Origin of the sequence: Psychrobacter sp. Ps6, assembly GCF_022129235.1 — a bacterium.
In the GTDB taxonomy this organism is placed as follows: domain Bacteria; phylum Pseudomonadota; class Gammaproteobacteria; order Pseudomonadales; family Moraxellaceae; genus Psychrobacter.
Window position 1 is genome coordinate 309661 of the sequence record NZ_JADQAI010000001.1, and the last position, 13228, is coordinate 322888.

13 protein-coding genes and 4 tRNA genes are annotated in these 13228 nt (G+C 43.3%); 6 read left to right on the forward strand and 11 right to left on the reverse strand.

Annotated features, from left to right (window positions below):
- The first annotated feature begins 27 nt into the window (after positions 1–27).
- Positions 28–1590: a tRNA lysidine(34) synthetase TilS gene (gene tilS / locus I3255_RS01325; protein WP_238036129.1), complete on the forward strand. Its 1563-nt coding sequence runs from the start codon at positions 28–30 to the stop codon at positions 1588–1590.
- Between the two features lie 15 nt (positions 1591–1605).
- On the opposite strand, the gene I3255_RS01330 is transcribed toward tilS, so the two are convergent.
- Positions 1606–2115 carry a GNAT family N-acetyltransferase gene (locus tag I3255_RS01330; RefSeq protein ID WP_238036131.1) on the reverse strand — a complete coding sequence of 170 codons (510 nt, stop codon included), beginning with the start codon at positions 2113–2115 and terminating at the stop codon, positions 1606–1608.
- Between the two features lie 219 nt (positions 2116–2334).
- Here I3255_RS01330 and proC point away from each other — a divergent pair, with 219 nt between their 5' ends.
- Together proC and I3255_RS01340 are read left to right on the forward strand one after the other, a co-directional pair.
- Positions 2335–3168: a pyrroline-5-carboxylate reductase gene (proC, locus tag I3255_RS01335; RefSeq protein WP_238036133.1), complete on the forward strand. Its 834-nt coding sequence runs from the start codon at positions 2335–2337 to the stop codon at positions 3166–3168.
- Positions 3169–3309: 141 nt separating this feature from the next.
- Entirely contained in the window at positions 3310–3879 is a 570-nt protein-coding gene (locus tag I3255_RS01340) for a YggT family protein (protein WP_238036135.1), read from the forward strand.
- A 139-nt stretch (positions 3880–4018) separates the two neighbouring features.
- Here I3255_RS01340 and I3255_RS01345 read toward each other — a convergent pair whose 3' ends face one another.
- A complete protein-coding gene (locus I3255_RS01345; protein WP_238036137.1) occupies positions 4019–4813 on the reverse strand; it encodes a hydroxymethylpyrimidine/phosphomethylpyrimidine kinase in 795 nt (264 codons plus the stop codon).
- A 350-nt stretch (positions 4814–5163) separates the two neighbouring features.
- Here I3255_RS01345 and I3255_RS01350 point away from each other — a divergent pair.
- The 3 genes from I3255_RS01350 to I3255_RS01360 all read left to right on the forward strand — a co-directional run bounded on the left by I3255_RS01350 (position 5164) and on the right by I3255_RS01360 (position 6429).
- A tRNA-Ser gene (locus I3255_RS01350) sits at positions 5164–5253 on the forward strand.
- A 183-nt stretch (positions 5254–5436) separates the two neighbouring features.
- A tRNA-Arg gene (locus tag I3255_RS01355) sits at positions 5437–5513 on the forward strand.
- A gap of 253 nt (positions 5514–5766) precedes the next feature.
- Positions 5767–6429, forward strand: coding sequence for an RDD family protein (locus I3255_RS01360; protein ID WP_238036138.1), 663 nt, complete (start codon positions 5767–5769; stop codon positions 6427–6429).
- Positions 6430–6475: 46 nt separating this feature from the next.
- Here I3255_RS01360 and I3255_RS01365 read toward each other — a convergent pair whose 3' ends face one another.
- The 9 genes from I3255_RS01365 to ispE all read right to left on the reverse strand — a co-directional run bounded on the left by I3255_RS01365 (position 6476) and on the right by ispE (position 13161).
- Positions 6476–7453, reverse strand: a complete 978-nt coding sequence (locus tag I3255_RS01365) for a calcium/sodium antiporter (protein WP_238036139.1) — start codon at positions 7451–7453, stop codon at positions 6476–6478.
- Between the two features lie 188 nt (positions 7454–7641).
- Positions 7642–8022, reverse strand: a complete 381-nt coding sequence (panD, locus tag I3255_RS01370; RefSeq protein ID WP_010196068.1) for an aspartate 1-decarboxylase — start codon at positions 8020–8022, stop codon at positions 7642–7644.
- 100 nt (positions 8023–8122) lie between these two features.
- Complete coding sequence (pth, locus tag I3255_RS01375; RefSeq protein ID WP_238036140.1) at positions 8123–8704, reverse strand: aminoacyl-tRNA hydrolase; 582 nt, start codon at positions 8702–8704, stop codon at positions 8123–8125.
- Positions 8705–8881: 177 nt separating this feature from the next.
- The gene (locus I3255_RS01380; RefSeq protein WP_238036141.1) at positions 8882–9571 is read right to left on the reverse strand and encodes a 50S ribosomal protein L25/general stress protein Ctc; all 690 of its coding nucleotides are present in this window, start codon (positions 9569–9571) and stop codon (positions 8882–8884) included.
- A gap of 407 nt (positions 9572–9978) precedes the next feature.
- Positions 9979–10926, reverse strand: coding sequence for a ribose-phosphate pyrophosphokinase (locus tag I3255_RS01385; RefSeq protein ID WP_057758042.1), 948 nt, complete (start codon positions 10924–10926; stop codon positions 9979–9981).
- Positions 10927–11036: 110 nt separating this feature from the next.
- Positions 11037–11112, reverse strand: a tRNA-Gln gene (locus I3255_RS01390).
- A 239-nt stretch (positions 11113–11351) separates the two neighbouring features.
- A tRNA-Gln gene (locus tag I3255_RS01395) sits at positions 11352–11427 on the reverse strand.
- 214 nt (positions 11428–11641) lie between these two features.
- Positions 11642–12121, reverse strand: coding sequence for a hypothetical protein (locus I3255_RS01400; RefSeq protein ID WP_238036142.1), 480 nt, complete (start codon positions 12119–12121; stop codon positions 11642–11644).
- 77 nt (positions 12122–12198) lie between these two features.
- Complete coding sequence (ispE, locus tag I3255_RS01405) at positions 12199–13161, reverse strand: 4-(cytidine 5'-diphospho)-2-C-methyl-D-erythritol kinase (RefSeq protein WP_238036143.1); 963 nt, start codon at positions 13159–13161, stop codon at positions 12199–12201.
- Between the last annotated feature and the right edge of the window lie 67 nt (positions 13162–13228).

Here is a 13228-nt window from a genome sequence, read left to right on the forward strand (position 1 = left end):
TTTATCTATCTAAAACTAAGGCTGATTATGACTAGCAGTGCTATCCTCACGCATCCTATTAGACCAATCAAAGATTTGCCGATTGATGAGACATTGGCAGATGCATTATTGGATAGTATGTCGGACTATAGTGAGCAGCTGCATGGTCGTCGCCTGTGGCTGGCTTGCAGTGGTGGGCGTGATTCATTGGCGCTTGCAGCGTTATGTGTGCAGCTCTATCGGCAAGGTAGCTTGCCCTGCTTACCGCAGCTGTTACATGTTGATCATGGTTTGCAAGCCGACAGTCAGCACTGGGCGACGCATGTCGCGAATTGGGCTAAGATTCAGCAGATACCTTGTCGCATCCTAAGAGCACAAGTGACAGGTCATGATGAGCAAGCCGCGCGTCAAGCCCGCTATAACGTCATGCGCGCGCATATCAATCAAGACGATGTATTGCTATTAGGGCATCACGCCGATGACCAAGCCGAAACAGTGCTGATGCGCTTGATCCAAGGAGCTGGTGTGAATGGTCTGTCAGGCATGCAGCCATGGCGAGTACAAACCCAGCATGGGCGACGCAATGTATTATGGCGGCCTTGGCTTACGGTGCGGCGCGCCACGATTAGTAATTATGCCAAGCGCTTAGCATTGCCTTATATTGATGATCCGACTAATGACAGCGGTGATAATGTCCGTAGCGGACTGCGCCGCGATATCATGCCAGTACTGGCAACTTATAACCCAAATGTCATCGATAATATTGCCCGTAGTGCGCAGCTATTAGGCGATGCACAAGCCACTGTCAATGCTCAAGCTGAGCAAGATATGCAGCAGACGGTCAATGAAAGCCTACAGTTGCCAGCTGCACAACGCGTGCTCAATATCGATACATTGCAATCATTACCTCTATATCGCCAGCGGCAACTACTGCATCATTGGTTGGGTCAAGACGAGCCATTACCGCCTGCTAAGCAGCTCGTCGATGACGTCTGCAACCTTACTCAGCGCAGCGACCATGATCACCAAACTGAGCTGTTTTGGCAAGGTCGCACGCACTCCTATACCGTTCGCCGCTATCGTCAGCAAATCTATCGTCAAAGCAGTGAATGGTTGTCTTGGTTAGATAGACCATTGATGGAGCAAGCGCAGACATTATCGTGTTTGGATTTGACAACAAATGACTCAGTAGACGGTGATTTTTTACTACTGACTGTTCGTCGTAGTGAAGACTATATCTGGCAGTTGCAAGTATATCCAGATGCGCTGGCAAGACTGATAGAAAGTCAGATAGGTGAGACAGCACTCAATGCAGTATTAAAGATAAAGCCATTAGATCGCAAGCAGCGTGTGCAGACAGCACTGGCGACACGTCCACAGGAAGGCAAAAAACTGTATCAAACCCTTGGTATTCCATTGTGGCTGCGAGAAAGCTTGATTGTGGTCAGCGTAGCGTTTCTAGATAAAGAAAACGCTAAAAATGAGATACCCATCCTATTATTATCGCCTTTTGATAGGTGGATATTGAAAAATGACTTCTCGATCAATACCAAAAGTCTAGGTAGTGATATCGATGATGTTTTTAAGAATGTTCTAAGACAAACGGATTAGATGAACTAAAATCATTTAGATAGTTAGAGGATCGGTATTTTTTATCATTTTAATATCTATTATTTTGGTGTTTTCATATATCTCCTCGTGACGCTCTGCACTCTGCTCAAAGCCATGTTTTTTATAAAAATTAATGGCGTTGATGTTGGTGTCTAAAACCCATAGATGAAAACGAGCTGCGGCATTAGCGGCTGTTATATCTTGCAATGAGGCTTTCATAAGCGCGCTGCCCATACCTTGATGTTGATAAGTAGGTAAAATATATAGCGTAGTGATTTCATAGCGCTCATCTTGAGAATGGTAACCGATGAAACCTGCAATGGTATTACCGTCTTGTGCTACCCAAACCTCTACTTCGGGTTGACGCAATATCTGTTCCCACATGGCTGTTTTTTTAGTCAGGTTATTTATCTCATTGATATAAGAGATGGGCAAAAGGTCTAAGTAAGTATCATGCCAACTATAGACATGTACTTTTGCAATATCTGAGAAGTCTTTTCGAGTGGCCTTACGAATAAAAAACATATTTGACACCTCAAAATATTTTATAAAAACTATTTCTCAATCTAACAGCTAAACCATGTCATAGTCGACGCCAGTTACGTGTTTCAACTAGGTTTACTACCGTTGTAGACGGCAGGAATTTATCAAACGATACTAGGAGCAGTATGATAAACTGAGTGTCGTTTTATATATCAGTATGTTACGTTGAATACTTTTAAATTTTGTGACTAGGAGACAAGTATGTCGGTATTAGATAATAAGAAAATCAGTTTTATTGGTGGCGGAAACATGGCGCAAGCGCTTATTAGCGGGCTTGTGGGCTGCGGCATCGAACCAAACCTCATCACGGTCGCCGATCCTAGCAGCGATATTCGTGAGCAACTAGCGGCTAAAGGTCTAAACACCGTTGACCCAATGGCGGATGCCAAATCTGCTGTGGTCGGTGCTGATATCGTGGTATTGGCAGTAAAACCACAAATGATGAAAGTGGTGGTTGGTGCTTTTGCTGATGCATTGGACAATCAGTTGGTCATCTCGGTTGCCGCAGGTTTGTCAACCGACCTATTGTCTAGCATGCTGGGTGGCTATAGTAATATCGTGCGCGCCATGCCAAACACGCCTTCGATGATTCAGATGGGTGCAACTGGCCTCTACGGTACAGATAATATCTCAGCCGAACAAAAAGCGTTGGCAACTGCGGTGATGGAAGCGTCAGGATTGGTCATGTGGGTCGATAACGAAGAACATATGCATGCTGTTACTGCCGTGTCAGGCTCAGCGCCAGCGTACATGTTTTACTTCATCGAATCGATGGTCGACAAAGGCATTGCGCTAGGACTAGATACCGAGCAGGCGTCGGCACTGGCACTGCAAACCATGATAGGTGCGGCAAAAATGGCGATGAATAGTGAAGATGCGCCTGCTGAATTGCGCCGCAAAGTGACGTCTCCAAACGGTACCACCCAAGCAGCCGTTGAATCTATGCAAGCCAACGAGATTGGTCGCCAAATCGGTGAAGCTATGCAAGCTTGTTATGATCGTAGCCAAGCGCTTAGTGAAGAGATGAGTAAATAGTTATTAGTTAGTAATTAATAAGTAACGACCCAAAAAGTAGGTCAGGCTAAACAGCTGACCTACATTGCATGATGATTCGCATCTGATAATGACAGTTGTCATCCTAAAATCTGTCAACAATGTCCCATTGAGTAGCCCTTCATGAACAACATATTATTTCAAGTTTTTGATCTGGTCACCACATTCGCTATGATGCTGGTGTTTATTCGTTTTATGCTGCAATTTGCAGGGATGGATGCGCGCAACCCGATGATTGCACCTGCCTATAAAGCGACCCATATCGTCGATGTGTTTGGGCGTATCTTCCCAACGGTCGGACAGGGACGTATTAGCATTGCGGCTATCGTTTTGATGTTTTTGATTCGTCTGATTGACATCTCTGGAAAAGCAGCATTGACGCATCAAGGGATTGCCCCTGTGCCGCTATTTTTCACTGGTACGATCAGCCTAGTGTTAGACTTTTTACGTATGTGTCGCTATTTGGTGATTGGGTCTATTATCGTCAGCTGGATCGTGGTGTTTACCCAATCACAGCATCCTATTATTGGTATTATTATGAGCTTAGCGGAGCCGATACTAGAGCCGTTTCGTCGTATTACGCCAAACTTAGGGATGCTTGATTTGTCACCGATGGTTGCCTTCTTTGTTTTTTATCTGCTTGAGATATTCATCGGTGGATTGGCTGCGAATTTCATGCCTATGTTGGGTTAAGCAATATTTTGCAGCAATAAATAAACCATGCATATTGTCAGATCTTTGACTAAAAAGGCGCACTATAAAATATAGAGCGCCTTTTTTATGTCTGCTATTGATGAACGTTAATACTTTATGTTGTTACTTTATAAAGACATTAAGAGTGGATAAAGCGATTGGGTATCAATTGCGCTTGAGTATCTTCAGGGTGCGGGTCGTCAGCCGCGCGCAATGTCTGAGTAATCCAACTATCTGCAGATTTTACCGCATCAATCAAATCATCTCCCATTGCCAAACGCCCAGCGATAAAGCTGGCAAGCGAACATCCTGAGCCGTGGAATTCACCATCTAGGCGCGGTAAGGTGCTCTTGTGTACCATCTGGCTCTCTATATATAAATACTGCTCGATATCACCGCTGTCAAAATCATGAGAGGTTTTTACCAACACCGCATGAACGCCCTGCGCGCATAGTTTTTTCGCACCACTATGTAAATCTTGCTCGCCGCTGAGCGCGCGCAATTCATGCGTATTGGGTGTGATCAAGGTGGCATAGGGTAGCAGCTGCCTAAACGCGCGCACCAGCGTCTTCTCATCGCCCAAGCTGCCACCGCTATTAGCGACTAATACAGGGTCCAATACAAACGGGGTATCAGTGCTTATTATTTGCTCAGCAAACAACTGGGTCAGCATGGCGATATTATCAGTGGTACCGAGCATACCTGATTTGATGGCTTTAACAGGCAGATCGTCAAGCACTGCAGTGGCTTGAGCTTTCACTAACGTTGCGTTACACGCTTCAAAGCCAAATACCTGCTGTGAGCTTTGGATCGTGACTGCCGTACAAGCAATGGCAGCATGCGCACCAGATTGACCGATGGCTTCAATATCCGCTTGTAATCCAGCGCCGCCTGAAGGATCCAATCCTGAAAAACACAGTACGACAGGTCGCATAATCACTCCTTTGAGGTATTTTATAATAAGTGATAAATACTATAGCCACCTACTACCAAAAAATCTATCTCAGTCTAGTACCTATAGATTAAGTATAAAATATCAGAAAAAATGAGACTGTTCTGAGTTATCAATTTAGCAGTGGCACTTTTCTGCAATATGGCGTAATTTTAAGTATTAAAAGGCGATAAAAGTATTTATATCGATAATTATGAGAAAAGCTGGATTAAATCGGTAGACAAGGCTTGCAATTCGTTTTGGCTTTGCTATAATACTCGCCCACGGCATAAGACGTATTGTTAGCATCAATACTATGTTTATAGATTTTTTATAGATGTCTTAAATCGTTAGGTGAAGTGGGTGAGTGGCTGAAACCAGTTCCCTGCTAAGGAACCATACGTGTAAGCGTATCGAGGGTTCGAATCCCTCCTTCACCGCCATTTATTCAGTTATTATTAGAGTAGTAACGCAGCATATTGCGTTAAACATTCTTAATAATTAAATCAAAAAATATTTTGTTTTTAATTAAAAAAGATGTTGACACAAGCGATATTATCTATATAATAGCCAACCTAATTTACTGAAATTGTTTTTAACAACTCGGTAAATGATTTGCAAAGTACGCGCTTGTAGCTCAGTTGGATAGAGCACTTGGCTACGAACTAAGGGGTCGGGAGTTCGAATCTCTCCAAGCGCACCATTTGCATAATCAACTAAATCAATCGCCTGTCTTATGACAATTGGCGATTTTTTTATGTCTGCAGTTTTTGTGTTTTAGCATTGTCTTTTGCTTAGTGACTTTAAGGATTTTGGTTTTGTGATTTTATATTGGCCACATCATAGCCATCCTATGTGATTAGGATGATTAGACAGTCATCTAGGATAATGTACGATAGACCAGTCATTTACGGTACAATAGCGTTACTATTCACTGCTTGCTATGAGCTCGTACCATGTCAAAAAGTTCCTCTAAACGCCCGTCAAAGTCTATTAGCAAATCAAAGCCGCAACCCAGCGCTTTTGCACAGCAAGATCCTAATGAAGAGCCCACTATTGCCAAGCCCATGGTTCGTGTCGTGGCCATTCTGTATGATGGCATGTTGATTCTGGCTTTACTGTTTTTGGTGGGTACGATATTGACCGTAGTTGGCACGCTGCTAACGATGGAGACGGGTACCGAGTCTTCACAGGCCCAGTCGCTACCACTTTGGTATCAAAATGCCATTATGACGCCGTCGTTTGTGCTGACACTGGTGGCATTTTATGGGATATTTTGGCGTCGTGGTGGTCAGACATTGGGGATGCAGACATGGCGGCTCAAAACTATCAATGATGCTGGGCAATGGCTCACGTGGGGGCAGTCGTTCAAGCGTATCTTGGCGGCTTGTTTGATGCCGTTACTCTTCGGCATTATCGGTAGTCTTATTGATGGGTCACGCGCCGCCCTATTAGCCAGCGCGTTTCTTGGATTGGTATTCAACTATGTTTTTTGTCTGTTTAACCCTCGCGGTCTCGCAGTACAGGATATGCTATCCAACACCATTACCCTAAAAATGCCAAAAGTAGCACATGAAGGGTTATGGCGTGGCTTTAGAAATCGTAAGAAAAAGTCTTAGGATTATACAATAGCCAGCAAGGCTCAAAACATACAAAAGTGAAAAATTATATACTAACGCTTTGAATCAGCCATGCAGTATAACCGACAAAGAAAAGCACCAACGAAGCGCCTGATGGGCGACCGAACTGGCGCTTCGTGGTAAAGGCAAACACACACAGCGCAACGAGTAATATCGTCAGTAGCCCCATTGCCATCACATCGCGCGATAAAATCACGGGATCAGCAGAAATAGGGGCAATGACCGTTGCTAGGCCTACGACCGCCAAGGTATTAAAAACATTCGAACCAATGATATTACCCAATGCCATATCGTGTTCGCCTTTACGCGCTGCTGACAAGCTTGATACCAGCTCAGGTAGTGATGTACCAACCGCCACAATCGTCAAGCCAATAATGAGCTCACTGAGACCCCATAGCGTTGCTAACTCAACGGCTCCCCAGACGATCGCCCGCGAGCTGATGACCAGCATCAGCATGCCAAGTAGTAAGCTACCAAGTCCACGCGCAATGCTTAGCTCTGTCTCATCTGGATCTGCGCCATCAGCAATATCATCTTCGTGCTCATGATAGCCTTCACGGATGCTTAGCACGATCTGTAGCCCCAATACGGCAAACAATAACACCAGTAATATGAGACCATCCGCTTGGCTCAACATGCCATCACGTAGCTGCCATGCGGCGATGGCGGTGATTAGCAGTAGTAGCGGCAGGTCACGCTTTACGATGCCTTTACGGATGATAATAGGGCTAATCAGTACGGTTGCGCCGAGTACCAAAGCAATATTAATAATATTAGAGCCATAAGCATTGCCCAAAGCCAGCTCAGGGCTACCTTCTAGCGCTGCCAACACTGACACCACCATTTCAGGCGCTGACGTGCCGATACCCAATATCAAAACACCGATTAAGAAACTCGGTACACTAAACTTTTTTGCCAGTGCTGTCGCCCCATCAATAAAGACATCGGCACTCCAAACCAAAATTGCTAACCCAATCAGTATTGCAATCACTGCCAACCACATCGGTATGTTTCCTTGTATCTGATGAGAAATATGAGTTTAATAGAGAAAAATCGCGTAAAAAAAGCCGAATCTTGATTTAGATTCAGCTTTCCCTTTAGCATCGAGATTTTTAGTAATAATAGCAGTTAATTCAAAGATGTAACTTTATGTTTATCTTAAATTTACCAAAACCTCACCATCCTGTCATATTAAGCAACCTGTACAGGAATGATATTTGCTGTGTCTTTAACGGTATTGTCTTCGTTGCAATAGACCAGTTTTGGCTGATACGTCGATGCTTCAACTTCATCAAAATGCGCGTAAGCACAAATAATGACGATATCGCCCAAATCTGCCATATGAGCCGCAGCACCATTCAATGAGATAATACCAGAGCCCGCCTCAGCACGGATAGCATAGGTGCGAAAGCGCTTGCCATTGGTCACATTATAGATATCGATAGATTCGTTTTCACGTAGACCAGCTAGGTCTAGTAGATCACCATCGATACCGCATGAGCCTTCATAGTGAAGCTCAGCATGGGTAACGCGAGCACGGTGTAATTTGCATTTAAGCATATTAAGTAGCATAGGTTGCTTCCTTAGCGTAACTGATATTAAATAACTAAATCAAAAGGTTAATGGGGACAAACCTGCCAAAATAAAAGGCTATCACCATAGAGGCAATATTTTATTCAGGTAATTTAAAGCCATTGATTTGTGAACGTGCTTTTTCGATATCACCATCTAGCAATAGTGGGAGCGCGTCAAAAGCCGCACTTAACGCGCTGTCAATGGCGATTTGCTCATCGGGAGACGCTTTTGAGAGCACATGTCCACTGACTTTAGATTTGTGACCAGGATGGCCGATACCCACACGCAGACGATGAAAGTCATTACCGATATGCGGCGTAATATCACGCAGGCCATTGTGACCACCGTGACCACCGTCGGTTTTGAGCTTAATGCTACCAGCTGGAATATCGAGCTCATCATGAGCAATCAATAACTCGTCGTTTTTGATGCCATAAAAATTTACCATAGGCACGACTGACTGACCAGATTTATTCATAAACGTCAGAGGCATAAGTAAACGCACATCAGAGCCATGAATGTGCCCACGTCCTGTTACCCCATGAAATTTTTTGTCAGGGGAGAGCGTAATGTTGAACTGCTGCGCCAAATGATGGACAAACCAAAATCCGGCATTATGACGCGTAAACATATACTGCTGACCAGGATTACCAAGACCGACAATAAGCTTTATGGCCATAAAAACACCCTGCTTAAATTTGATAAATAAGGATAAGGTTTGAAATATCGATAGATAGTATATTCTCAAACCTTACTTACAAAAACAGCAGGAGATTTCAAATCACCTGCTGTCTTCTTAACTAAACGAGTCTGTCACTACATAGCGCAATATGAGTCGCTACCTAGACATAGTATACTACTCGTCGTCTTTGCTTTCTTCAGCATCAGCGTCGTCGTTTTGCTCAGTTGCTGGTACTTCATCAGCATCAACGTCGTCAGCATCTTCGTCAACTTCTTCAACCGTTGGTGGCTGCATGTTAACGATAGTACGGTCATGGCCGTCTTCTAGCTCAAGCTCATGAATCACAACGCCTTCAGGAAGTTTGATGTCTGATAGACGGAACAAATCACCGATTTCCATACCAGATACATCTACTTCTAGATATTCAGGTAACTGTGATGGTAAGCAGATAACTTCGATATCAGATACTAGGGTAGATAGTACACCAGCAGCAGCTGTACCTGGCGCTTCTTCACGACCAACAAAATGCACAGGAACGTTCATGTGGATTTTTTGACCTTTTACAACGCGCTGGAAGTCAGCATGCATTGGGAAGCCTTTAGCAGGATGACGCTGCAAGTCTTTGATAACGGCTTGATGCTCGGTACCGTCAACATTGATGGTCAAGATGTGTGAGAAAAATGCTTCAAACTCAAGTGCTTTTACTAGCTCGTTGATTTTGATAGAGATCGCTGTTGGCTCTTCATTACCACCATAGATGATAGCAGGAACTAGGTTCTGCTTACGTAGGCGGCGGCTCGCACCTTTACCTTGGGTTTCAGCAGAACGATCAGTAGCGTTTAGTTCAAAATGATTATTGCTCATGGATATAATCCTATAAAAAGAATGATGAAGTGTCTGGTCATAAAAAAGTGGATTTGCGACCAATCCACTAATACGTGATGAGAGCTAATATCTATCGTTGCGTATAAATGACACAACTATCGATGTTAGCCATTTGCTTATAACAATGATTTTTATAGTAAAAATTACCACAATAGCCATTATTATTCAGCATGATCAGCACTTTTGATAATGCTGGCCTGATTGAATAAAACAAAAGGTCAGCACAGGCGCGCATTATACGGGATTTTGTAGTAATAATAAAGACCTACGCAAAGTACCTACATAAAAATAGCGCCAAGTACTGATACTTGACGCTATTCTTTTTATTACTAAATTTTTGTTGTCACCACAATGCTATTAAAATTTATAGCAATGACTGTCTCATATTAGGCATCAAACATCGCACTAATAGATTCTTCATTATTAATACGGCGTAAGCTCTCAGCAAGCATTGGCGCGATACTGACCTGACGGATTTTGCTACAGGCTTTTGCTTCAGCTGATAATGGAATCGTATCGGTCACAACGACTTCGTCTAACGCAGATTCGCTGATGTTTTTGAGTGCATTACCTGATAGGACAGGGTGAGTGATATAAGCTAAGACGCGGCGTGCGCCATTTTCTTTTAGTGCTTCGGCGGCTTTACATAATGTACCAGCCGTATCGACCATATCATCAACGATGACGCAGTCACGGTCACGCACATCACCGATGATGTGCATCACTTGTGACTCATTGGCACGGGCACGGCGCTTATCAATAATTGCCATGTCGGTATCGCCTAACTGCTTGGCCATTGCACGGGCACGAACCACGCCGCCAACATCAGGTGAAACCACCATGATATTGTCATAATCTTGTTTTTGTAGGTCGTTTAGGAGTACTGGCGTGCCGTAGATGTTATCTACAGGGATGTCAAAGAAACCCTGAATCTGATCTGAGTGCAAATCAACAGTCATTACGCGATCGATACTGACGATGTTTAACATGTCAGCGACCACTTTAGCCGAGATAGGTACACGAGCTGAACGCGGGCGACGATCCTGACGAGCATAACCAAAATACGGCATGACAGCCGTGATACGGCCAGCACTAGAGCGACGCAAGGCGTCCGCCATCATCATGATTTCCATCAAATTGTCGTTGGTCGGTGCACAAGTAGGCTGCATGATAAACACATCTTTACCACGTACGTGTTCTTTGATTTCCACGGCAATTTCGCCATCAGAAAAACGCGTGATGTCAGCTTTACCAAGAGGTATATGAAGGTGATCGGCTACGGTTTTTGCTAATTCTGGGTGGGCATTGCCCGTAAAAATCGCCAAATAAGGCATGACAGAAGTCCTATTGATTGACTCAAGCAGCGACCGCTAAGCAGTGACAAACTGCTCAAATTAAGAAAAGAGTGGTGAAAAAGATTGAAGACTACTATTACAGTAAAAAATGGCAGGGGTAGCTGGACTCGAACCAACGGATGTCAGGATCAAAACCTGATGCCTTACCAACTTGGCTATACCCCTGTAATGTCTAGGCTATGAACAACCGAAAGCTAATAGCGACTAATAGTCATTCTTAGAATGGTGTCACGACCTGTCAGTTATCTTATAAACGATTGAGCCGTCTAAAACATAACTTTTCCCTAGCGGTGTTCATTGCGAACTATACCGAAACTGGGATAACGTTGTCAATGACAATAGCATAAGAGGTCATTTATAAACCGCTTATACTCAGTGTATTTCTAACGCTTCGTACTAAAAAATGGCAGGGGTAGCTGGACTCGAACCAACGGATGTCAGGATCAAAACCTGATGCCTTACCAACTTGGCTATACCCCTATTGTGGCGACCTATTATAAGTAAATTTTCAGATTTTGCAAGTCATTTGCGGCTTTTTCTGGGATTTATTCTTAATTTATCAAGGACGGTATGATTTCGATAGGTATATGGTGAAAGTTGGTGATAAGGATTGATATCTTACCTGTATTCTCTTGTAGGGCTATATGAGTGATCTTGAGACTAGTGTGTCTGGCACGAGATTTCCAAAATAGTCTTATATGTTCCGAGGAGTAGCGTAAGGCTCCACTGTATGCAACAGCTTGAGCAATGTAGCTAAGAACTCACTTTTCTTTATTTTTGAGGTGATAGTATTATTACCATCAAAAAATTTCCCAAAAAATATCAGATATTCATCTTCTTGGTAAACGTAAAATAGAGATTTGTTAGTAGATAAGTCGTAGAACAAAAAGTTATCTCTCTCACTACTGCTATCGTAAACGCCAGTTTCAGTTTCATAAAAAATATCGTGTAGCTTGCTTAGTGGCGTATTGATCAAGCTTTTATTTAGGTGAAATTCGCCATTAGTAATCAGCTCTATTTCTTTTTTAATATTGTTAACAAGTGGAAACGCAGAATAATTATTATCTTGATAACTGATGTTTACTGAGTTCACAATAATATCCATCACTATGAATGGCTTTTCCATTTCATGTATTTTAAAAGCAATAGTTTTTATATTTCCGAGAGTGATCATATTTTGCTCTTAAATGCTTTAGGCTTGGTAGTATTTGCGGCGCTTACCTTTTCACCTATCTATAAAAACTTGCGCAGTTACAAACTCCCCACCACATACCCCGAACAAGGCGCACCTTCAACCCACTTCGCCAATAGCTTTCTATCAGTGGCAATACTTGCATCTAGCGGTAAAAATACTGCACTACCTGAGCCAGTCATGCGTGCGGTACTCATTGCCTGCGTCTCCAACCCTTGCAAATAATTCAAAGCCTCTGCAACAGCAGGAGCGAGGCTTGTCACTACTGGCGTAAAGACATTGTGATAAGGCGTATTCAAATTTTGAACATAATCATTGGATTGATTTTTAATCGTATCAATCGATAGAGGAGTGATATCTCGCTGTAGTTTGGGGTGGGCGAATAATTTGGCAGTATTAACATGCGCATCAGGCGTTAAGACTAAATACTGCTGGTCAGGTAAATTGATGGCAGTCAACGCTTCACCAATACCCATCGCAATGGCATCTTGCCCAAAGATAAAGATTGGCACGTCTGCGCCTACCTTTGCACCAATTTTTATCAGCTCATCACAAGTAAAGTTAAACTGCCAAAGCTCATTGAGCACCAGCATAGTCGTTGCGGCGTTGGATGAGCCACCGCCCAATCCTGCGCCCATTGGCAAATGCTTGTCTAAAGTGACAGTAACTTGTGCCAACTGCTCAGGCAAAGTATCTGACTGTATAGCAAAGGCTAGCAATGCGCGCGCCGCTTTAAAGATTAAGTTGTCTTCTATATTAGTAGTTATCGCCTCGGCACCAGCTAATACCAATAGCTGATGACAGAGGGTGTTGGCATCTGCTTTATTAGCAGCCGTTTGCATCACAGCATCATCCATGAGTGAAAAATGCAAATAATCACCCCAATCAAGCAGGCGAAACACCGTTTGCAAATTATGATAGCCGTCATCACGCTTGCCTGTAATATGCAAAAATAAATTAATTTTTGCAGGGGACAAACGCGTAATAGTAGAGTCAGATGCTTCGGCTATGTTTTTAATCATGTTTTTTCATCATAAGGTACAGTCATAAACGACTATGGTAATGAGCAATACTGGCTGATTTTTCAGT

Bases quoted from the DNA above. Each gene is read 5' to 3' on its own strand.
- I3255_RS01380 (WP_238036141.1), bottom strand. From the start codon at position 9,571: ATGAGCAATAATCATTTTGAACTAAACGCTACTGATCGTTCTGCTGAA.
- pth (WP_238036140.1), bottom strand. From the start codon at position 8,704: ATGGCCATAAAGCTTATTGTCGGTCTTGGTAATCCTGGTCAGCAGTAT.
- ispE (WP_238036143.1), bottom strand. From the start codon at position 13,161: ATGATTAAAAACATAGCCGAAGCATCTGACTCTACTATTACGCGTTTG.
- tilS (WP_238036129.1), top strand. From the start codon at position 28: ATGACTAGCAGTGCTATCCTCACGCATCCTATTAGACCAATCAAAGAT.
- I3255_RS01365 (WP_238036139.1), bottom strand. From the start codon at position 7,453: ATGTGGTTGGCAGTGATTGCAATACTGATTGGGTTAGCAATTTTGGTT.
- I3255_RS01400 (WP_238036142.1), bottom strand. From the start codon at position 12,121: ATGATCACTCTCGGAAATATAAAAACTATTGCTTTTAAAATACATGAA.
- I3255_RS01340 (WP_238036135.1), top strand. From the start codon at position 3,310: ATGAACAACATATTATTTCAAGTTTTTGATCTGGTCACCACATTCGCT.
- I3255_RS01360 (WP_238036138.1), top strand. From the start codon at position 5,767: ATGTCAAAAAGTTCCTCTAAACGCCCGTCAAAGTCTATTAGCAAATCA.
- panD (WP_010196068.1), bottom strand. From the start codon at position 8,022: ATGCTACTTAATATGCTTAAATGCAAATTACACCGTGCTCGCGTTACC.
- I3255_RS01385 (WP_057758042.1), bottom strand. From the start codon at position 10,926: ATGCCTTATTTGGCGATTTTTACGGGCAATGCCCACCCAGAATTAGCA.
- I3255_RS01330 (WP_238036131.1), bottom strand. From the start codon at position 2,115: ATGTTTTTTATTCGTAAGGCCACTCGAAAAGACTTCTCAGATATTGCA.
- proC (WP_238036133.1), top strand. From the start codon at position 2,335: ATGTCGGTATTAGATAATAAGAAAATCAGTTTTATTGGTGGCGGAAAC.
- I3255_RS01345 (WP_238036137.1), bottom strand. From the start codon at position 4,813: ATGCGACCTGTCGTACTGTGTTTTTCAGGATTGGATCCTTCAGGCGGC.